Origin of the sequence: Rufibacter sp. LB8, from assembly GCF_014876185.1 — a bacterium.
Classification (GTDB): domain Bacteria; phylum Bacteroidota; class Bacteroidia; order Cytophagales; family Hymenobacteraceae; genus Nibribacter.
On record NZ_JADALJ010000001.1, the window covers coordinates 2,621,578 to 2,641,037 of the forward strand.

General features: G+C 52.3%; 15 protein-coding genes. 2 read left to right on the plus strand and 13 right to left on the minus strand.

All coding sequences use genetic code 11. The features are described 5' to 3' along the window. Window positions 1–163: 163 nt before the first annotated feature. The 6 genes from IMY23_RS11035 to IMY23_RS11060 all read right to left on the minus strand — a co-directional run bounded on the left by IMY23_RS11035 (window position 164) and on the right by IMY23_RS11060 (window position 6,759). Complete coding sequence (locus IMY23_RS11035; RefSeq protein ID WP_370589844.1) at window positions 164–1,495, minus strand: DUF58 domain-containing protein; 1,332 nt, start codon at window positions 1,493–1,495, stop codon at window positions 164–166. Window positions 1,496–1,987: 492 nt separating this feature from the next. Continuing rightward, a complete protein-coding gene (locus tag IMY23_RS11040; RefSeq protein WP_192822135.1) occupies window positions 1,988–2,986 on the minus strand; it encodes a MoxR family ATPase in 999 nt (332 codons plus the stop codon). Window positions 2,987–2,998: 12 nt separating this feature from the next. After that, window positions 2,999–4,189, minus strand: coding sequence for a DUF4350 domain-containing protein (locus tag IMY23_RS11045; protein ID WP_192822136.1), 1,191 nt, complete (start codon window positions 4,187–4,189; stop codon window positions 2,999–3,001). After that, on the minus strand, window positions 4,186–4,911 hold the full coding sequence (locus IMY23_RS11050) for a DUF4129 domain-containing protein (protein WP_192822137.1): 726 nt from the start codon (window positions 4,909–4,911) through the stop codon (window positions 4,186–4,188). The genes IMY23_RS11045 and IMY23_RS11050 overlap by 4 nt, the downstream gene beginning before the upstream one ends. A 4-nt stretch (window positions 4,912–4,915) precedes the next feature. After that, window positions 4,916–5,812: a hypothetical protein gene (locus IMY23_RS11055; RefSeq protein WP_192822138.1), complete on the minus strand. Its 897-nt coding sequence runs from the start codon at window positions 5,810–5,812 to the stop codon at window positions 4,916–4,918. After that, entirely contained in the window at window positions 5,809–6,759 is a 951-nt protein-coding gene (locus IMY23_RS11060; RefSeq protein WP_192822139.1) for a stage II sporulation protein M, read from the minus strand. Before IMY23_RS11060 ends, IMY23_RS11055 begins: the two co-directional genes overlap by 4 nt. A 66-nt stretch (window positions 6,760–6,825) precedes the next feature. On the opposite strand from IMY23_RS11060, the gene IMY23_RS11065 reads away from it, so the two are divergent. Beyond that, window positions 6,826–7,551, plus strand: a complete 726-nt coding sequence (locus IMY23_RS11065) for an RDD family protein (protein WP_192822140.1) — start codon at window positions 6,826–6,828, stop codon at window positions 7,549–7,551. A 98-nt stretch (window positions 7,552–7,649) separates the two neighbouring features. Further along, complete coding sequence (locus tag IMY23_RS11070; protein WP_192822141.1) at window positions 7,650–8,318, plus strand: hypothetical protein; 669 nt, start codon at window positions 7,650–7,652, stop codon at window positions 8,316–8,318. A gap of 119 nt (window positions 8,319–8,437) precedes the next feature. On the opposite strand, the gene IMY23_RS11075 is transcribed toward IMY23_RS11070, so the two are convergent. The 7 genes from IMY23_RS11075 to IMY23_RS11105 all read right to left on the minus strand — a co-directional run bounded on the left by IMY23_RS11075 (window position 8,438) and on the right by IMY23_RS11105 (window position 19,448). Then, on the minus strand, window positions 8,438–10,045 hold the full coding sequence (locus IMY23_RS11075; protein WP_192822142.1) for a family 43 glycosylhydrolase: 1,608 nt from the start codon (window positions 10,043–10,045) through the stop codon (window positions 8,438–8,440). Between the two features lie 183 nt (window positions 10,046–10,228). Continuing rightward, on the minus strand, window positions 10,229–11,425 hold the full coding sequence (locus tag IMY23_RS11080) for an aldose epimerase family protein (protein WP_225986483.1): 1,197 nt from the start codon (window positions 11,423–11,425) through the stop codon (window positions 10,229–10,231). A gap of 34 nt (window positions 11,426–11,459) precedes the next feature. Continuing rightward, the gene (locus tag IMY23_RS11085; RefSeq protein WP_192822143.1) at window positions 11,460–12,557 is read right to left on the minus strand and encodes a family 43 glycosylhydrolase; all 1,098 of its coding nucleotides are present in this window, start codon (window positions 12,555–12,557) and stop codon (window positions 11,460–11,462) included. Between the two features lie 387 nt (window positions 12,558–12,944). Next, window positions 12,945–14,108: a cellulase family glycosylhydrolase gene (locus tag IMY23_RS11090; RefSeq protein ID WP_192822144.1), complete on the minus strand. Its 1,164-nt coding sequence runs from the start codon at window positions 14,106–14,108 to the stop codon at window positions 12,945–12,947. Between the two features lie 221 nt (window positions 14,109–14,329). Next, window positions 14,330–15,406, minus strand: a complete 1,077-nt coding sequence (locus tag IMY23_RS11095; protein ID WP_225986484.1) for a family 43 glycosylhydrolase — start codon at window positions 15,404–15,406, stop codon at window positions 14,330–14,332. Between the two features lie 595 nt (window positions 15,407–16,001). After that, on the minus strand, window positions 16,002–17,819 hold the full coding sequence (locus IMY23_RS11100; protein ID WP_192822145.1) for a T9SS type A sorting domain-containing protein: 1,818 nt from the start codon (window positions 17,817–17,819) through the stop codon (window positions 16,002–16,004). Between the two features lie 87 nt (window positions 17,820–17,906). Next, on the minus strand, window positions 17,907–19,448 hold the full coding sequence (locus IMY23_RS11105) for a RagB/SusD family nutrient uptake outer membrane protein (protein ID WP_192822146.1): 1,542 nt from the start codon (window positions 19,446–19,448) through the stop codon (window positions 17,907–17,909). Window positions 19,449–19,460 lie beyond the last annotated feature (12 nt).

Genomic DNA, 19,460 nt, shown 5'->3' on the forward strand with positions numbered 1-19,460 from the left:
GTACGGACAGGTCGGGACCTGTCCTGAACGATAGCCATCTCAGCTGGTGCTCTATGCAGTAAACAGCCCCAGGAATGCGATTAAAAAGGAATGCGTAGTTATCAGGAATGCGTGCGGACAGGTCGAGTCCTGTCCCTACATAATCTGGTTGTTTTTCGTCGTTTTAAATCAACCCTCTTGACTTGAACTCCAGGTACTTGTTAATAGCGTTGACGGTGAGTTTGTCTGGGGGCGTTAAGATGGAATGGATGCCATGCAGGCTGAATTCCTTCACAATCTGCCGCTTTTCATAGGCGAACTTCTCCGCGATGGTTTTGAGGTAGATTTCCTCCAGGTTGTCGGCGGGCTTGTCTAGCAGGTGCTTGGTTTCGGTGTTCTCAAAGAAAACCACCAGCAATAAGTGGTGTTTGGCGAGTTTGCGCAGGTAGGGCAGCTGGCGCTTGGCCCCGTTGAGGGTTTCAAAGTTGGTGAAGAGCAAGAGCAGGCTGCGTTGCTTGATTTTGGACCTAACCGTCACGTACAGCCGCTCGAAGTCAGATTCCTGGAACTTCGTTTTCTGGTTGTAGAGCAGTTCCAGAATCTTCTGCAGCTGCGTGGTTCTTCGCTCGGCGGGCAACATGGACCCAATCTGGTTGGAGAAGGTGATGATGCCTGCTTTGTCGTCTTTGCGAAGGGCCACGTTTGACAGCACCAGCGCCGCATTGATGGCGTAGTCCAGCAAACTCAGTTCGGCAAACGGCATTTCCATCACACGGCCTTTGTCAATCAAGCAAAAGACCTGTTGCGATTTTTCATCCTGGAAATGGTTGACCATGAGCTCAGATCTTCGGGCGGTGGCTTTCCAGTTGATGCTGCGTTGGTCATCGCCGGCCACGTAAGGCCTGATCTGCTCAAACTCGGCGCTGTGGCCTACCTGCCGCACTTTCTTGATGCCCATGGCGCTCAGGTTCTGACTGGCCGCCAACAGCTCATACTGCCGCATCTGAATAAACGAGGGGTACACCGGCACTGTCTGCCCCTGCCTAAATTTATATCGCCGCCGCGCCAGTTTCAAAGGCCCGTTCACCAACACATTGATCGCACCGAAATGGTACACGCCGCGCTGCACCGGCCGGAGCATGTATTCCACTACCTGCGTCTCGCCGAGCTTGGCCTGCACCTGAAACACCGCGTCGCGCTTCTGGAACTGGAACGGCAATTCTTCTATCACTTCCATGTCCAGGCCAAAGCTGTAGCGGTTCTCCACGTACAGAAACACTGGATTCTCGCTGCCGTTGGAAAGCTTTTCCTGCATGCTGCGGCTGGCGTGAATGCCTTGTTTGGTTTTGAACAGCACCAGCGCATCTACCACCGCGCACAGCACAAACACGCCAAACGCCACCTTCATTACCAACAGAATAGCCGGCAAAAAGAACGCCACCACAAACAACGCCACCGCCGCGGCCAGGCCATAGTAAAACGTACGGGTGAAATATAGACTGCGGAAGATGTTCACGGATGAATGAGTTGTACTATTAATTAATTATTCTTTTATGACGCATTTCGTCCCCCTTTGAAGGCCCGGGATGATTTGCATACCTAGATTTTTCATTTAAAATACTTCTACCGCAAGTTTAGCGCTAGCGTAACTTGCGGCAGTGGGGTAGTTTCTGCTTTCGGTTCTTCAGCCGGCTTTGTCATCCCCCTACCCCCTTCAAAGGGGGACGAAATGCGTACTTTTCATTCAAGTTAAGTATTCCCAAAGTTTCTGTTTTGAGCTTCATTTCTGAAAATGAGCCTTAAAACAGAAACCATCCATCAACCAAAGGCCCAGTCCCTTCTCCCTCTGGGAGAAGGCTAGGATGAGGGAGAATTATCCATTGATCACTAATTCACGTGGCAATAAAATGATTAATCCCTAACCCTCTCCTAGAGGGAGGGTGGACTTTTCATCTTTTCCGTTTTTGGCTTCATTTTCAGAAATGAGCCCGAAAACGTAAACCAGACACTACCTCGGCACTTCTACTTTCTGGATGATTTGTTTGATCACGTCATCTGGCGTGCCGCCTTCCATTTCGCGTTCTGGGGTGAGCAGCACGCGGTGGCGCAATACGGCGGGGGCCAGTTCCTGCACATCCTCGGGGGTCACAAAACCACGGTTTCTAATGGCGGCCAGGGCTTTGGCGCTGTTAAGCAAGGCCAAGGAGGCACGCGGCGAAGCACCCAAATACAGTGACTTATGCGAACGGGTCTGCACCACCACATTCGCGATGTAGGCCAGCACATTGTCATCAACATGAATGGCTTGCACTTGCTTGCGCAGACGGGCTACTTTTTCGGCAGACAGCACGGGTTGAATGTCTTGTACGCCTTGCTGCAATGCAGGCCGCTGGTGGTGAACGCCCAGAATTGAAATCTCCTCTTCCAGAGTAGGGTACTGCACCAGAATCTTGAACATGAAACGGTCCAGCTGCGCCTCTGGCAGGCGGTAGGTTCCCTCCTGCTCAATGGGATTCTGCGTGGCCAGCACCACAAATGGGTCGGCCATGTCATACTGCACGCTGTCATGGGTGATGTGCTTTTCCTCCATCACCTCAAACAGAGAGGCCTGCGTTTTGGCGGGGGCGCGGTTGATCTCGTCAATCAAGATGATGTTAGAGAAAATGGGGCCTTCCTTGAACTGGAACGTGGCGCTGCCCGGGTGGAACACGCTGGTTCCCAACACATCTGAAGGCATTAAGTCTGGCGTGAACTGAATGCGGTTGAAGCCCACATCAATCGTGCGCGCCAATAGTTTGGCGGTGAGTGTTTTGGCGATGCCTGGCACGCCTTCAATCAGCACGTGCCCATCGGCCAGAACGGCCACCAACAGCAAATCCACGAAGGCTTCCTGCCCAATGATTCTCTTGCGCAGCTGCTCTTTTATTTGCTGCACGGCGTCCTGCAGTTCAGAAAAGTCGGGTTGGGGTTCATGGGGCAGGGCGGTTTCTTCTATCTGATTTTCCATATAATTCTTGTCTTATCTACCGGCGTTGCGGTAGAAGTTTTCCAGTTTTTTGTTGAGGTTCCAGAGCGTGATTTCCTCCACGGTTTCATAGCGGCGCACGTCTTGGATGATGTTGAACAGCTTGGTGATTTCCTGGAGGTCTATGCCAGATTTCGCGGCCACGCGTTCCTGCAGTTCCTGGTCCAGGTCAGTGGTGTGTTCATGGAAATGCAGGCGCAGGTACTCCAGAAAGTAGTTCACCTTTTTCTCGGCAATGGCTTTGTGGTCGCGGTAGTTGTAATACAGATCACCTACCACCTGCACAAATTCCAGGGTGGTGTTGCGGGGTTTTTCTACCACCGGAATGATGCGCTGCGTGCGCTTGCTCTGGAACAGCACAAAGAGAAAAAGTCCGCCCAAGGTGATGTAATATGCCCAGGTGAGCGCGTCATAACTCAGCAGCACCCTGAATTTAGACTCGTTTTCCTGCGAGCCCTGTTTCTGGTATTCGTCCCACCAAACGGGCTGTACCGGCAAATGCGACAGCGCGGCGGCGGCGTATTTGCTCTGCGGCGTTTTGATCACGTAATAGTTACTGAACGCAAACGGCACCGAACTCAAAAAGAAACTCCCCTTGCCAAACGGTACCTGCACAAAATTCACGCCGCCCACCGTGTTCTTGCCCAGCACGGTGGCCTTGGCAGCCGCGTCTGGCACCAGCTCAACATTGCCCCGGGCCCAGGCATACCGCGCAGGCTTCAGGTTTTTCAATTGCGGGTGCGTGAACACCAGGCCAATAGAATCTTGTTCTATACTTGTAGTAGAGGCCACACTAAAATGCAGGGTATCGCGGAGGGCTTTCTCAAACACATAGGCACTAATGAACGCCTGGTTTCCTTGGGCCACAAAGTCCAGCAGCGCGTCTACGTCCAAGGAATCTGCAGCAAAAGAAGCGTTCACGAACACATAGTTCACGGGTTGAGCCGCACTGTCTTCCAGCGAAGTCTCCACCTGGTTTAGGATAGGCTGCCGCACCGTAGAAACTGCTTCCCTCTTGAATAGCTCTGGCAGCAGCTGGTAGAGCACATTGGTGCCGTACGGGATTTTGTCTTTGTTGATGAACGTGACGTTCCAGTCAATGGGCTTGGGCCGATAATACTCCACCACTACCAACACCGTGAACAACAGACCCAGCACCAGCGCATACGTTTTATACTGTTTCATGCACGCGCCAGTAAAGATTGATCAAAGGCCAGAAACCGCTGCTTGGCGGCTTCAAACCGCTGGGCGTCTACCGCAGAACCGCCGTACCACGCCACCTCAAACAACCACGTTATCTGCTCAAAAGACCGGCGCAGGCCGTTTTCCTTGATTTCATAGACGTACATGCGGTTGGTTTTGCCGGGTTTCCAGTCTATGTGAGCCTGGTCTGTGAGTTGCTTGAGCGTTTTGAGGTAGTACAGCCTGATGGCCCTTCGGTAATCGCCCTGGGTTTCTGCTTCTGAGATCAGCGCAACAAAGTCAATTTCATGGATGTTCTCGCGGTAGGTTTCATAGTGCAGGGCCAGGCCAGAAGCCTTACGGCTGAACAAGCCCACAAAATCTACCTGCAGCAATTTTAGAATCACAAACAAAGTAGTACCCACCGCTACGGCGTACATCAGAAACTTCCAGAAAGGCGAGGCGTTTTTGTTTCCCCACATTTCTGAGAAAAACTGGCCCACGCGTCGCCAGAAACGCTCCCACGCTGACATATCTGGGCGAACGTCCACTTCATATTGGAAGGCGCGGTCTTCCTGTAAAGATTGTAAAGTTTGGGGGTTGGGCTGGCGCAGTTCCAGTTTCTGCTGGGTCACCGGCACTGGGGAAGTCTGAATTTCGGGCGCAGCCCAGGCCAACCGGCACGTGCCTAACAACAGGAAAAGAAAGAGGAAAAGTGGTCTCAAAACGTTAAGCTTCCTCCTGTTCTGAAATGGTGGCCAGTGCGGGTTCTGGCTTGCCAATGTTTTCTACCTGCTCCAGGAGCCCAATGCCGTCTTTGACTTCCACCAAATGGTAATACTGGAACCCCAGGCCTGTCACCCAGATAATGTAGAGCAGCAGGTTCACAACGGTAGACACCGTGCCGGCCGCCACCAAAAGCAAATCATTTTCGCCGCCCGGCAGGTGCAGAATACGCAGGATGTAGGTGACAATGGCTGGCGCCGAGGCCACAAAACCGAACACACCCTGAATAATGATTAACACCAGAAAAAACCCAAACGAGGACCACCAATTGCCTTTCACCAGGTACAGGCAGCGCTCCATGGCCTCCACAAAACCCACGTCTTCGCGCAGCATGACCACGATAAAGATGGAAAACGCCACGTACAGGTATACCCCCGGCACCACCAGCAAAAGCGTGCCCAGCACACAGATAATGAAAACGCCAATGGTGGAGTACAACACTGGAATGATATGGCCTTTGGCCAGCGCCCACACATCACGCACTTCAATGGGGCCGTCATAGTCCTGGTACAACACCATGAAGGAATACACCGTGAGGCTGAGCATGACATAGGCCACTATGGTAAAGAAAATCTGCAGCCAGTAATGCACAGACAAGATGGAACTGGCGAAGGAATACGCGCCCATAGATTCATACTCCACTTCGCCGGCGGCCTGAGCCAGTTGCGTGCTTTGGTAAATGCCAGAAAAGATACCGGCCAGCAGCGCGAACGGCACTACCAGGTACAGCAAACTGGTGAGCAGCACTTTGTAATTCTGCTTGATAAACGCGAAGGTGACGTTCAGTTTCTGCCCCAGATCACGCTCTTCTCTAAATTCAATGGGTCTATGTGTCATCATAGGGCACGGGCCTGGCGGTGCAGGTACATGGGGTAATAGATAAAGTAAAAGCCAATAAAGGCCGCCGATGTCAAAATAATACTCAGGCTGGCCGCCATAGGCATGGTGTTATGCCGCGTCACAAAGCTCTCTAAGAAACCGGCGGTAATGAAAATAGGCACCAGGCCAATCACAATCTTAATGCCCTGCTTGGCGCCCCGCTTGAAAGACTCCATGCGGGAAAAGGTCTTCGGGAAGAGAATGCTGTTGCCCATCACAAAACCGGCGCAACCCGCAATCACAATGGCTGAGATTTCCAGCGTGCCATGGATCCAGATAGTCAGCACCGAGGTCAGGAGCACGCCCTGTTTGTAGAAGAAATATTGGAACGCGCCCACCATAATGCCGTTCTGCAACAGGGCCGCAAATGTGCCCACACTCAGCAACACGCCCATGATAAAGGCTATGAACGACACCCGTATGTTATTGATGGTGATGTAGAAAAACATGGGGGCCTCGTCCATCTTTTTGTACACGGCCATAGGGTCCCCGTTTCTGATGTTCTCCAGCGTTTGGTTCACGTAGTTGTCACCCAGAATCAGGCGCACAAACGAATCATCATACGCCGCCGACAAGGCCCCAATGAAACAGGCTCCGGCGAAGACCAGAAACGCATAGAACAGCTGGCGGTGGTGCTGGTAGAACAGCAAAGGCAGCTCCTGCTTCCAGAACAACACAAAACGGTTCTTCTTCTCTTTCTTGTTCTTGTAAATGGTCTGGTGAATCTTGCCCGTGAGGTTGTTGAGGTAGGCCGTGTTGTCTGAGTCTGGGTAGAAGGTGCGGGCGTAGGCCAGGTCATCAGTGAGTTCAATGAACTGATCTGCGAGCTGGTCTGGGTTACGCGTGGCCTGGGTGGCGTACTGCTTCCATTTAGCTGAATTCTGTTTGATAAAAGCGGCCTCGCGCATTCCCGTCTTTTTGTTTAACTCAAATATATTTAACTTAGGCAAATATTAAAGCCTCTCTCTCAATAAATGAACACCATTAAGGTTAAAACCACCCAGAATGTAGAGGTGGAGTACGCCATCGCCAGCGTGGGCGACCGCATAATTGCCTATCTGATTGATTTGGCCATCTCTATAGGTTGGTTTTTTGTCTGCATGATCATCTTTGTGGGCGTGGCCGCGGCTAAACCCAGTGAAAACTCTTACATAGTACTGGTGGTGCTTTTTCTGCTGCCGTACTTCTTCTATGACCTGCTCTGTGAAGTGTTTTTAAACGGCCAAAGCCTGGGCAAAAGGGCCAAAGACCTCAAAGTGATCAAACTCAACGGCCAGTCCCCCAGCCTGGGCGACTACCTGTTGCGCTGGATGTTCCGGTTGCTTGACATCACCTTTTATGGCATTGTGGCCATTGTCACCATCTCCATCAACGGCAAAGGCCAGCGCGTAGGCGATCTGGCCGCCGCCACCAGCGTGATCAAAACCCAGCCCCTCCGCCGCCAGGACCCGTTCAAGGTAAAGCACGAAGACGAATACCAATTGGTTTACCCAGAGGTAGCCGCCCTCACTGACCGCGACATGGCCCTCATCAGAAAACTGTTGTTCAAAGCCGTCACCCACAAAAACGAAACTTTGCTGACCCGCATCTCAGAACGCGTGCAGGAAGTCATGGGCGTCACTCCCACCACCACCCACCGTGATTTCCTGAAGACTGTTATCAAAGACTTCCACCATTTGACCGCCGGCGTAGAGGCGTAAATTTCCGTTTTGGGGCTCATTTTGGGAAATGAGGGCAAAAACGGGAAATAAGTTAAAAGAAAACCCAAAAACGCTGGCCAAATAAATGATTCACCAACATGGGAAAGCTCTTCTATTTATTCCTTTTCTCCTCCTTCCTCGCTTTGCCAGCAATGGCACAGAAAAAATGGGAAAAGAAAGAAAAAGAAATCTCTGAACTTCATTATAAGTATCAGAAGATAACAGCAGAGGAAGCTTATGAGAAGAAGCGGAAAGAGGCAGGAAATTTAGGTGTTGACAGAGAGCTTTGGGTTGTAAGCCAAGATGCGATAGAATCAAGCCTACAGGATCAAAATAGTAACAAACCGAAGGAGTATGGCCTTGCTCTACATATTCCAGATAATTGGCTTGTGGCCATGCCTAATGGAAACAGATTCACTAAAATAAAGCTGCTTAACCTCTCTGACAGTGTAGTTCAAATTCCTAGGGCTGATGCTACAATCCGTGATTTTAAAGATTACCTGAAAATCAATGGCAAGTGGGTAGAGCTACAGAAAAAGCGCAACACGGGTGTTGAATGCGGCAATAGCCTTTTCAATTCAGCATTAAAGAATGGGCATTCTTATGAACTGCACGCTGACAGCCTCAATGAACCCAAGGGTACTGAAAAGATGCAATATAAAATGTCTATTACCGTCAATGGCGAAGAGACAGAGTCCAATGAAATCACCATTAAGATGTTCAAAAATCAGGTGACCCGGCTTAAAGAGGAAAGTAGAAATAACTAACTGCTCCTGAATCAGCAACCCTTACCAACCAGAAATCCCAGCCACAAACTGCTTGTGGCGGGGATTTCTGTTTTCCGTTTTCGGGCTCATTTTCAGAAACGAGGCCGAAAACGGGATTACTACTCTGGGCTGTTCACCAACTGGAAAGACTCAAAGCTGGCAGAACCAGTGGCCGGACCTTTCACCACCAAACCTACGCGCACGCCGCGGTCCCAGGGCGGCAAGAACGCGCCACTCACGGCTTGGCCGTTGTTGAGGGTTGTCCAAATTGAGCTATTGGCGCTGTAGGCAAATTGCAGTTGATCTCCTTTGGTGGTGGTCAGGCGCAGGTGCAGATTTTCCTGGCTGGGCAGGCTAGCGCGCGAAATAATCTCGGTTTTATTGTCTTTGGTGGACCACAGCACCACTTCGCCGTTGAGCAGAGACACGCCTACCGCGTGGTTAGGATCACCTACCGCCGCCAATCCGGCTGATACGCCCGAAGGTACTTGGTTGGGCGACAACACGGTGGTGGCCGTGTAGTTTCCGCCTACGGTACGGCGGGTTAAGGCGCTGCCAATGCCGGCGGGCGCCGCCTGCAACGTCAATTTTCCGCCCTGCACCTTGGTGAACGGCGGCTGCGTCACAAACCACTGCCAGTCCTGGTGCAAGGTGGTGCTGGTGAATTCGTCCTGTATATTCAAGCTCTCTGGCGCATTGGTTTTGTGCGGGGCAGTGGCGGTCAAGATGGGTGAGTTGGTTTTAAAGGTAGGCCAGCCATCGGTGCCCCACAAAATCTCGTCTAGCAAACCTTGGCGGCCGGGGTAAACGGTGATATTGGCGCTGTAGGCGTGGTACAGGAAATAATCTTGCCCAGCTTCTGTGGTCACCACCGTGCCGTGGCCGGGGCAAGTCCAGCTTTCGTTTTTCTTCATGATGGGGTTGCCGGCAAATTTCTCCCATGGCCCGCGCAGGTTTTTGGCGCGCGCCACGCCTACGCCGTAGGTACACTGGCGGCCGCAGCAGGCGTCACCTGCGTAGAACATATAGAAATAGCCATTGCGGTTCACCAGCGCCGAGCCTTCCACCAAGCCGCCTTCCCAGGTGCCTTTGTCGTTCCGGAACAATTCAAATTTCTCACCGGTAAGGGCGGTGCGTTCCTCGTTCATGCGCTGGCCCCAGAGCGGGGTAGGCAAGCCTTTGCTGTTGCCGTCTTCCTTCCAGATTAAGTACAAGTCGCCTTTTTCGTCTCTGATGGGGAAACCGTCAATAGAACCTACTTCCTGACAGACCAAGGGACCATGATCGGTGTACGGACCGGTTGCTTTAGAAGAACTGGCGACGCCCACGCACAGGTTTCCGCCTTTTTTCTTGGCGGTGTAATAGATGTAGTAGCGGCCTTTTTCATACGAGATTTCAGGCGCCCAGAAATGTGCCTCGGCCCAGGCCGGAGGCTCTTTCGGGAACACATGGCCCACCGTTTCCCAGTCCACCAGGTTTTTGGAATGCAGAATAGGGTACAGCGGCGCCCACTCAGAAGACGTGGCTGTGGCCCAGTAATCTGACCCTACGCGCACCACCGACGGGTCTGCGTAATCGCCGGGCAACACGGGGTTGGTATAGGTAACCGTTAGGGTTGACGAAGTAGCACTAGTTTCTGTGTTAGTACCCGCCGGCTGCTTCACGCTGCAACCAGAAACCCACAGCCCCAACAGCGCCGCAGAAATGGATAGGAACTTATTTTTCATAGAACGAATATTCATGTGTTGACAAGAAGATCTGAGTGTTAAAAAGCATAAAACACCATCCGTTTTTGTCATCCTGCAAGGATCTTGGTGGCAAACTGCAGCAGCGTTTTATACCTGCTTTTCTAGCTTGTCCACAAGGTCCTTTCAGGATGACAAAGTAGCGTAAAGAGAGAATTATCTTGCTTACTTCTGCACAGAGAATTTGTAGCTGCTGCTGGTTTTGTAGGTTTCGCCGGGCTTCAGCACTGTGCTCGGGAAGTTGGGCTGGTTTGGTGAATCTGGAAAATGCTGCGTCTCCAGGCAGAAGGCCGTTCTGTAATCATCTTTGCTGCCGCCTTTGAACGTGTTCTGGCTTTTCATGAAATTGCCGCTGTAAAACTGCAGACCGGGCTCTTGCGTGAGCACTTCCAGCACAATTCCGCTTTTGTCACCAATGGCGGTGGCTGCTTTGAACAGGCCGGTATCAGTGCTTTGGTTCAACACGAAATTGTGGTCATAGCCCGCGCCATTCTTGAGCTGCTCGTTTTTGTCATTGATTCTGGCGCCAATAGCGGTGGGGTTCTTAAAGTCAAACGGCGTGCCAGCCACCGGCTCAATTTTCCCGGTCGGGATTAAGGTAGCATCAATGGGTGTGTAGGTATCAGCGTTTACTTGCAGGGTGTGGTTGAGAATGGTGCCGCTGCCCTCGCCGTTGAGGTTGAAGAACGCATGGTTTGTGAGGTTGACCACGGTGGTTTTGTCAGTGGTAGCCTCGTAGTCCATGGTTAGTTGGTTGTCATCGGTGAGTGTATAGGTCACCTTGGCGGTCAGGTTACCAGGGAATCCTTCTTCCATGTCTTTGGACGTGTACGTGAGCACAATGGTGTTGGCGCTGGTCTGCTGGGCCTGCCACACTACATCCTGAAAGCCTTTTTTGCCGCCATGCAATGTGTTGGGTGCGTTATTGATGGGCAGCGTGTATTCTTTGCCTTCCAAGGTGAACTTGCCTTTAGCAATGCGGTTCCCGAAGCGGCCGATGGTAGCCCCGAAATACGGTTCTGAGGAACTCTCAAACGCGGTGGCGCTGGGCAAACCAACTACTACATCAGTCATTTTGCCGTTTTTGTCTGGTACCCAGAGGCCTACCAAACGGCCGCCGTAATTGGTGAAGGTGGCTTTGGCATTGTTTTTATTGGTGAGGGTGTAAAGGCGCATCTCCTGGCCGTCTTTCAATTTCCCGAAGGGCTCGCCGTTCAAGTTTTCCATGTTTTTGGTTTCTGTGGTGGTGGCTGTTTCCGTTTCCTTGGTCTCCGTTTTGGTAGAGCAACCCACCAGGCCGGTCACGGTCATGCTGGCCAGGGAAAGGGACAGCAATGTCTGCTGTAAGGTTTTTTTGTTCATAGTTCTAGCGATGTATCTTATACGTAGGTTCTGATTATTCCTGATTTTTTTGCCCCGACGGTACCGCCAATGGCACGCCCGCCGGCACCGGCTCGCCAAATACCGGCAAACCAGTGGCGCTCCAGGTGAATTTCTGCATTCTGATGTCGCGCTGCCAGCCGGGGTTCACGGTTTTCTTGGAATGGTAGAGAATCCAGTCTTCAGAACCGTCCGGTGACGTGGTGAAACTGCAATGCCCCGCCCCCAGCACCTGCGCCGTGCCCTGAAAAACCGGTCCGGCGCTTTTGGTCCAGTTCTGCGGTTGGGTGGGGTCTGCCAAGGTGTCTGTGAGCAATAAATAGCCCAGCCGGTATTCCTTCAGCCAAGACTCCCGCGTAGAATAAATAATGAAGGCTTTCTCTTTCTTTTTGAGCATCTCGGGGCCTTCCTGCAAATCCAGTTCCCCGCCCGTTTCCCAGTCCGCCACCGGCGACGATAGTTTCACGCGCGTAGAACTGATGGTGTAAGGGTTTTGCATGCGGGCGATGTATAGATGTTGCTTGGTTTTGTCTGTGGCTGCGTTTTCTTCCCACCCGCTCCATACTGCATACAATTGTCCGTTCAAAGAAAACGGCGACAAGTCAATGGCCCATTTAATGCTAGCCGTGTCTTGCAGATGATCACCGGTATGCAGCATGCCTTTGTCTGCGTAAGGCCCAAAGGGGTCATCAGACACAGACTCCAACACGCCTGAGCGCTGGTACAGAAACGGCCCGCCTTCCTTTCTGCCCGCCGTGTAATAAATATACCATTTGCCTTGCAGAAAATGAATCTCCGGCGCCCAGAGATTGCTGGAGTTCCAACCCGTGGCCGGGGCCTTCCAGACGGGCACTCGTTCCCCAAACTTGGTCAGCACCGGTGATTTTGACACGTAGATACCGCCTTTGGTGACGCCGCAAGAATAGTACATACCGTCCTGCTTAATTACCCACGGGTCTGCGCCATCTGCAATGGGATTGGTGAAAAATTGCGTGGCCTGTGCCGTTGGTTTGGTGGTGGTCACGGTACCCGACGGTATAGTGCGTGGAGCACAACCAAACAGTACCGCCTGGCACAAACCTAAAACCAACACCTTTAAGGCACTCTTTTTCATTTCAGTTATAAGATTTTTCTGACTGTATCGAATAAAATATTCACTCCCCGTTTCCTTGGTTTCTCCCCCGACAAATCAACGTGTACTTGTGGATCCAACCACATTTCTTCCGGCCTACCCGCTAATCCGGATTTCTCATTCCAGATTCTATCTGTCGGGGATTTATCAATCACCATTTTTAAAAGCTTTTGTCATGGGGATTACAAATCCCTGACAGAGTGGTTCGGGATTGGTAAATCCCGAACAGCGTTTGGTTGGTAAATCCCAAACAGCGTTTGGGAATTTTCTAGATAAAGGTCCAGCTTCCGTTTTCGGCTTCGTTTACAGAAATGGAGCCGAAAACGGAAACCTAAACTCCTGTTTAGTTTGCTGAAACGGCGGCGGCTTTTATTCAATGACTATACCCGGATTATTTGAAGTTGCGTACACTTTAATCATGTCTACTTCCTCTTGGCTGTACGGCGTGCCGTCTTGCCGGAAGATGTCATGGAACCAGACCTCGGGCTCAGCGGTGTATTGCTTGTCCCAGCTGTCCCAGGGGTAAATGGTGTTGGTTTTCCCAGCCACGAAGCCCCAGTTCATCATGCCCACATTGTGCTTCTGCGCAATAGGAAGCGAGCTCTGGAAGGTGCTGCCGTTGGGGCGGGCCATGTACTCAGTGCAGAGCATGGGGCGGCCGTAGCGCTTAAGCCAGTTAATGCGTTTTTCCAGTTCCTGCCCGTTGTCATAGTTGTGGAAAGAGATGATGTCAGACTCGTCTACCATTACTTTCTGAATGGCGGTGAGCGAGTCATGGGATTCCCAGTTCCCCATCCAAATGGCGGAAGTCACGGGTTGCGACGGGTTCACGGCGCGCGCCCACACAAAGCTTTTCTTGAGCAGCGGCAGCACCAAATCTAATTTATTGGGCAGTTCCTGTTTGCCGTAGGCCGAGCCGTGGTTCTGGTTGTAGGGTTCGTTCCAAATGTCCCAGGCCAGCACGCGGTCATCTTGCGCAAATTTCAGCATCACGCCTTTCACGTAGCGCTCCAGGCGCGGGTGCTGCGAAGAATCCTGCAACCCCGCTGAGCCGGGGCTCTGCACCCAGCCCGAGTTGTGCACGTGCGGTTTGGGATCACGTTGCTTGCCTATTTTTGGGTTCGGGTCCCAGACGGAGTCAAAGAACACCAGCATGGGTTTGATGTTGTGCCGCTCGGCAATGCTCAGAAACGTGTCAATGCGCTGGAGGAAACCAGCGGAATCCTGCTGCCAGAGCAAATCATGCAGGTACACGCGAGCCGTATTCATGCCAATGGACTTCGCCCAGCCCAACTCCCGGGAGATGGTGGCGGTGTCAAAAGTTTCGGCTTGCCACATCTCCAGTTGGTTAATGGCAGTGCTGGGCGTAAAGTTGGGCCCGATGAGGAAGCCTTGTTTGTCATACCACGCGTGGGCTTGTTCCTTAGACCAGATGGCGCGGGGCTTCACTGGTTTTTCCTGGGTGGTTTTGAAACAGCTTTGCGTGAGCAGGCCGCAGCACAGCGCCAGCAGGTAGAGTAGATTTTTTTTCATAGAAGAAGGTTGGTGTACTGTTTTTTTTAAGGTTTCTGTTTTCGAGCTCATTTCTAAAAATGAGCCCGAAAACAGAAACCTTCTTTTAGAAAGCTGTTAGGCCAACCACTAACCTCCTCCACCTAGCTGAGGCAATTTGTAGTCAGTTCTTTATAGCTTCACCCTTTTCCCGTTTTTGGCTTCGTTTCTGGAAATGAGGCCAAAAACGGGAAGAGAAGTTGTTATTGCACTTCGCCGGAAGGACGGGTAATTCTGGTGTTGGTTTTCACGGGTTCCCCGAAGTTGGGCGTGCCGTCTGTGTTCCAGGTGAATTTCTGCATGCGGGGGCTTCTGGCCGCGCCACAGCCTTCGCCGCTGAACGAGTTGGCGTGGTAGATAATCCAGTCCTCAGTGCCGTCCGGTGATTTGAAGAACCCGTTGTGCCCCGGCCCGAAGGCGTTGTTGTTGGCATTGGTCTTGAGCACGGGCGTGGGCGCTTTAATCCAGTCGTCGGGGTTCATGGGGTTGCCGTTGTCACGCAGGGTCAGGCGGCCAAGGGCGTAATCATCGGTCCAGCAACCGCTGGCGGAATAAATCAAAAAGACTTTGCCGGCGGCGTTTTTGAGCACTTCCGGGCCTTCATTCACCAGACCGTTCATCTCCCAGTTCTGCGTAGGTCTGGAAATCATGACGCGGTCTCCCTCCAGGGTCCAGGGGTTGGTCATCTTGGCGATGTAGATTTGCTGCACGCCCGGGTTGTTGGTGCCTTCCCAGCCAGACCACACAAAATACATTTGCCCGCCGTGCTCCAGAATGGTGCCGTCAATGGCCCAACGGTCTGTGGTAGGCGCAATTTTGCCTTTGAACGTCCAGGAACCCGCGGTTGGGTCTGGTGATGCATTCTCAATTACGTACATGCGGTGGTTGGCGTCATTCCCGTCATCGGCGGCGAAGTACACATACCATTTCCCGTTGATCTGGTGCAGCTCAGGTGCCCAGATGTTCTTGGAGTATGCCCCGGAGGTCGGGGGCAGCCAGGCGGTGGTGAGTGGCGCCTTGGACAGCTGGCTCATGTGCTGCGTTTTGTAAATGCCCACCCGGTTGCCCAGCGTGTGCGTGTAATAATAGAAATTGCCGCTTTTTACCACCCACGGGTCAGCGCCGCTGGTCATGAGCGGGTTAGAAAACGTGGTCTCTGCGGGGACAGGCGGCGGAGGCGGCGGCGTGGAAATGGTGTGGTCGTCCTCGTCTGAAGACGAACAGCCCACCGTAAACAACACCCCCACCAAGAGGCTGTATAAAAACTTTTTTTGCATCATCTTCATCATAAACTTCTAAGCCGATTTTCTTATTTCCTTCCCAACACCGCGTTCGCCCGAAAGGTGCTACCGCTGTATTCTTCCTTCTTTAACAAACACTTCACTGTGCCCGTCACTAAAATTCCTGGTGGTGACCAAGGCCACCGTGTGGGCATCTTTTACAAACAAGCTGCTGTAATATGCGCCTTCATGGGTGGGCACATTGGGCAAGGGGTAACTGGTGTTGTAACAGTTTGTAGCGGTTCATCAAGGTCATGGCCTGCGCAGGTGGCCTCCGCCTGGCAATGTTTCTGTATTCGTATAAGACACTGAAGGTATATCAGACTAAAAATTGAGGTTTTACTCAGGGCCATGCCGGGCTCAGAAGCAACTGGTTCTGTTTTCGGCCTCGTTTTCCCAAATAAGGCTGAAACTGAGAAGGGTGCTTCTGGTGGACAATTGCTGATTTTTATTCCCTCGTGATTTTTGTCTGAGTTTGCGTTGGTGTGAGTTTCCGTTTTCGGCCTCATTTTCAGAAATGAGCCTGAAAACGGCCTTGTCTATTTTAAAAAGAAAGGGAGGCTGCCCCCAAGTGGCGCAGCCTCCCTTTTATAAGTTATTGCACAATCAGGCGCTGTGTCTCCACGGCTCCGTTGGTATCACGAATCTGCAGCATGTACATACCTGGGGTTAAGTTCAGGTTGGCTTCACCGTCAACGGCTACGGTCTTTAACAGACGGCCGTCTAGGGCGCTCACGTTTACCTGGTATTTCTTGCCATTGGTAAATTTGATGGCCACTCTGCCCGTTGAAGGGTTAGGGTACACTGCCATTTGCTTAGGCGCTCTCTCATCTCTCACGCTGGTGATAACGCCGTTGGTGATGGTGAGGCTTTTCATCATGAAAGGAGAACCGGCAAAGCTGTTATCCACGGCCTGTACGCCTACGCGGTATCTGCCGTTAGGCAAGCCATTAATGGTCCAGCTCTTGTTCATTTGCACGTTGCCCATGCGCTGCAGCATCAATTTGCCAGAGGTGGTGTCTGCCATGGCATAAGAAAACGTTCTGCCGGTGGTCAGGTTCATCAAAAACAAGTTATAGGTCAAGCCTGCCTGTGGCGTGGTGGCGTCTACCGCGGCATCCCAGCTAAAAGTCATGGCCCCACCGGTGCCGGCGGTCACGCGCAGGTTAGCAGGCGCAGCAGGGGCAGCGTTTACTGTGGTGGCAGGGTTTACCACAATCATGGAAATCTGGCTGTTGAACGCGGTACCGGCCCCTTCAAAGTTGTTTCCGGAGAAACCGGTCAGCAACAAGTCAAGGTCAGAGTCGCCGTCAATATCTGCCACTTCAATGGAGCTCTCAGAAACGCCCGGGAGTTTGTCATTGTTGGTCATGGGTGCAAACGTGCCGTTGGTATTCAGGAAAATAGCGGTGGCTTGTCTGTTTAGGTCACCGGCCCAACCGGTCACTATAATATCCAGGTCGCCGTCATTGTCCCAGTCAGCAAATTTGCCGCCGTCCCCTACGCTGATTTGTCTGAACCTTGTGAACGTAGTGGCTTCTGCGAATACGCCGTTGGTGTTTTTGTACAGGCGGTACACGTCATCACTGTCTTCACCGGTGCCTTGGTAACCGTCTCCGTTCAGTAACATATCCAGGTCACCGTCTCCGTCATAGTCACCCCAGGTGGCAGAGCCGAAACCTTTTTGCTTCAGGCCCAAGTCACGCACGGCAAAGGTGCCGTTGGTGTTCACAAACATTTTGGAGAAGCGCGTGCGGTTGTTCTCATCATACGCGTTCACAAACAGGTCCAGGTCACCGTCATTGTCAAAATCCACCACAGAAACCTGCGGGTCAATAAACGCGAAGTTGTCAAACTGCTCAGACACGGTAAAACCGCCCTGTTTGTCATTCATGTACAGCACGCTTCGGCCAATGTTGGCGTTGGAGAACGAGTAAATGTCTTGGTAGCCGTCATTGTTCAAATCTGCGAAGCCTACGTTTGGCGCGCTGGCGGCAAAATCTGGGTCAACGGTCATGGGCGTGAACGTGCCGGTACCATTGGAGGTGTACAGTGCAGAATAACCGTTGGCCGCAAAACCTGCCTGCACCATGTCCAGTTTTCCATCACCGTTGATGTCACCCCAATCTATAGTAGCCATACCGCCACCCATAAAGGGAGATTCTACGGCCGTAAACACCCCAGAGCCGTTATTAAGGTACAACTGCTTGATGCGGGTCCAGACACCGTCCACCTGAGGGCCATCGCCGCTCAGGAAAATATCCAGGTCGCCATCACTGTCCACATCCACCACAGAGATGTCAGCGTGCTGCACCCCACCGGAGTTGAGGTTTCTAAGGGTGAATGACTGGGCCGAGGCACTGGTGTACCCCAGAAGACCCAGACACAAAAGAAATGGTAATTTTTTTTTCATAAAGCTGATTTTAGGTGTGGGAATGAATTAAACGTATAAAATGGGTGAACCTTAGAGCGTTTGAGCGCCCCAAGGTTCACCGGTAAATTACCAGTTTGGATTTTGATCCAGGTTTTGGTTGATGTCCAAGTCCAGTTGTGGAATAGGCAGAAACTCGTGCTTGCCTACCTGAAAATTGGCGAAGCCCGGATCACGCGGCGCCAATAACGGCCCCAGGTCGCCCCAACGGGCCAGGTCATTCCAGCGGTGGCCTTCCCCAGACAGTTCCGTGATGCGCTCATGCTTGAGTTGGTTAAGGAACCGGAGCTGGTCTAGTCCTGGCATGGCCGTGGAGAGCGGCTGTAGCTTGGCTCTTTGGCGCACACGGTCCACATACTGGTAGGCGGTAGCCGGGCCGCTGGTAGCATTGATGGCTTCTGCGTACATCAACAGCACGTCTGAGTACCTGATGAAGCGCCAGTTGTTAGGCGAACGGTAGCCCTCTACGTCTTTCCAGTGGTCGTTCTGGAACTTTCTGAACCATACCCGTTTGTTGTTGGAGCCAAATCTGCTTCTGAACGTTCTGCCATATACCATTGAAAAAGACGGCCCTCTCGCATCTGTGGAATCATAGATAAACGAAGCCTCCAGGCGCGGGTCACGGGTATCCATGGTGGTGCGCTCTTGCAGGAACTCACGGGTTACCCAGCGGTGCGCCTCCCCATCTGACCAACCAATGCCCGACGGCGCCCAGAACTGTGCAATGGAGGTACCATAGTTCAGTTGGTCTGTTCTAGGGTCTGTGTCATCATCATGGTTCTCCGTGGGGTTTTCAGCGAACTGAATCTCAAACACTGACTCTTTGTTGTTCTCGCGGTTAATCAAGAAGTTATCTCGATAGTCCTCCATCAAGCCATAGATGTTGCGGCCGTCTTCTTCTACCAGCCATTTCAAGGGCGGCAAGGCCTGGGCATATTTCTTTTGCTGCATGTAAGTTTTGGCCAGCAAGGCGTACGCGGCTCCTTTGGTGGCGCGGCCAAGATCTGCATCATTGGGATACACGGCAGGCAGCGCGGCGGCGGCCTCAGACAAGTCTTTTTCTACCTGCGCCCATACTACCGCCTGCGGCGACGTGGGAGGCATATCTGTGGGTTTAGGCGTTGACAGCATCAAGGGCACGTTGCCCCAAAGACTGGCCAGGTGGTAGTAATAGAAGGCGCGCATAAACTTGGCTTCGCCCAGCAAACGCTGCTTCAATGGCTCATTCATGGCAATGGCCGGTACGTTGTCCAGCACCTGGTTAGCGCGGTTTATGCCAACGTACATGTCATACCACACCGCCACCACATCACCAAAATTGTAGTCTGGTTGAATGAACTTGTCCATGGCGTTGGCCAAAGCCCCACCGGCACCCGGGCTGTTGCTCAACCCCTCATCTGACCTGATCACGGTCAAAAATGGTAACCACCGTGAGGGCCCACCCCGGTGCAAGGTGCTGTAAATGGCATTCACGCCCAGCTCTGCATCGGCGCTGGTTTTCCAGAAAGACTCAATGGTGGCCGAGTTGGGGTTCTCTATATCCAGGTCATTCTCACAGCCTGAGAAAACAAGCGTGGCTGCGGCAAATGTGTATAGGAAGACTCTTTTCATATTCTTAATTTC

What these genes read in the sequence shown, in the direction of transcription:
- IMY23_RS11040 (WP_192822135.1), bottom strand. Translation starts at nt 2,986, where the DNA reads ATGGAAAATCAGATAGAAGAAACCGCCCTGCCCCATGAACCCCAACCC.
- IMY23_RS11045 (WP_192822136.1), bottom strand. Translation starts at nt 4,189, where the DNA reads ATGAAACAGTATAAAACGTATGCGCTGGTGCTGGGTCTGTTGTTCACG.
- IMY23_RS11055 (WP_192822138.1), bottom strand. Translation starts at nt 5,812, where the DNA reads ATGATGACACATAGACCCATTGAATTTAGAGAAGAGCGTGATCTGGGG.
- IMY23_RS11060 (WP_192822139.1), bottom strand. Translation starts at nt 6,759, where the DNA reads ATGCGCGAGGCCGCTTTTATCAAACAGAATTCAGCTAAATGGAAGCAG.
- IMY23_RS11065 (WP_192822140.1), top strand. Translation starts at nt 6,826, where the DNA reads ATGAACACCATTAAGGTTAAAACCACCCAGAATGTAGAGGTGGAGTAC.
- IMY23_RS11070 (WP_192822141.1), top strand. Translation starts at nt 7,650, where the DNA reads ATGGGAAAGCTCTTCTATTTATTCCTTTTCTCCTCCTTCCTCGCTTTG.
- IMY23_RS11075 (WP_192822142.1), bottom strand. Translation starts at nt 10,045, where the DNA reads ATGAAAAATAAGTTCCTATCCATTTCTGCGGCGCTGTTGGGGCTGTGG.
- IMY23_RS11080 (WP_225986483.1), bottom strand. Translation starts at nt 11,425, where the DNA reads ATGAACAAAAAAACCTTACAGCAGACATTGCTGTCCCTTTCCCTGGCC.
- IMY23_RS11085 (WP_192822143.1), bottom strand. Translation starts at nt 12,557, where the DNA reads ATGAAAAAGAGTGCCTTAAAGGTGTTGGTTTTAGGTTTGTGCCAGGCG.
- IMY23_RS11090 (WP_192822144.1), bottom strand. Translation starts at nt 14,108, where the DNA reads ATGAAAAAAAATCTACTCTACCTGCTGGCGCTGTGCTGCGGCCTGCTC.
- IMY23_RS11095 (WP_225986484.1), bottom strand. Translation starts at nt 15,406, where the DNA reads ATGATGCAAAAAAAGTTTTTATACAGCCTCTTGGTGGGGGTGTTGTTT.
- IMY23_RS11100 (WP_192822145.1), bottom strand. Translation starts at nt 17,819, where the DNA reads ATGAAAAAAAAATTACCATTTCTTTTGTGTCTGGGTCTTCTGGGGTAC.
- IMY23_RS11105 (WP_192822146.1), bottom strand. Translation starts at nt 19,448, where the DNA reads ATGAAAAGAGTCTTCCTATACACATTTGCCGCAGCCACGCTTGTTTTC.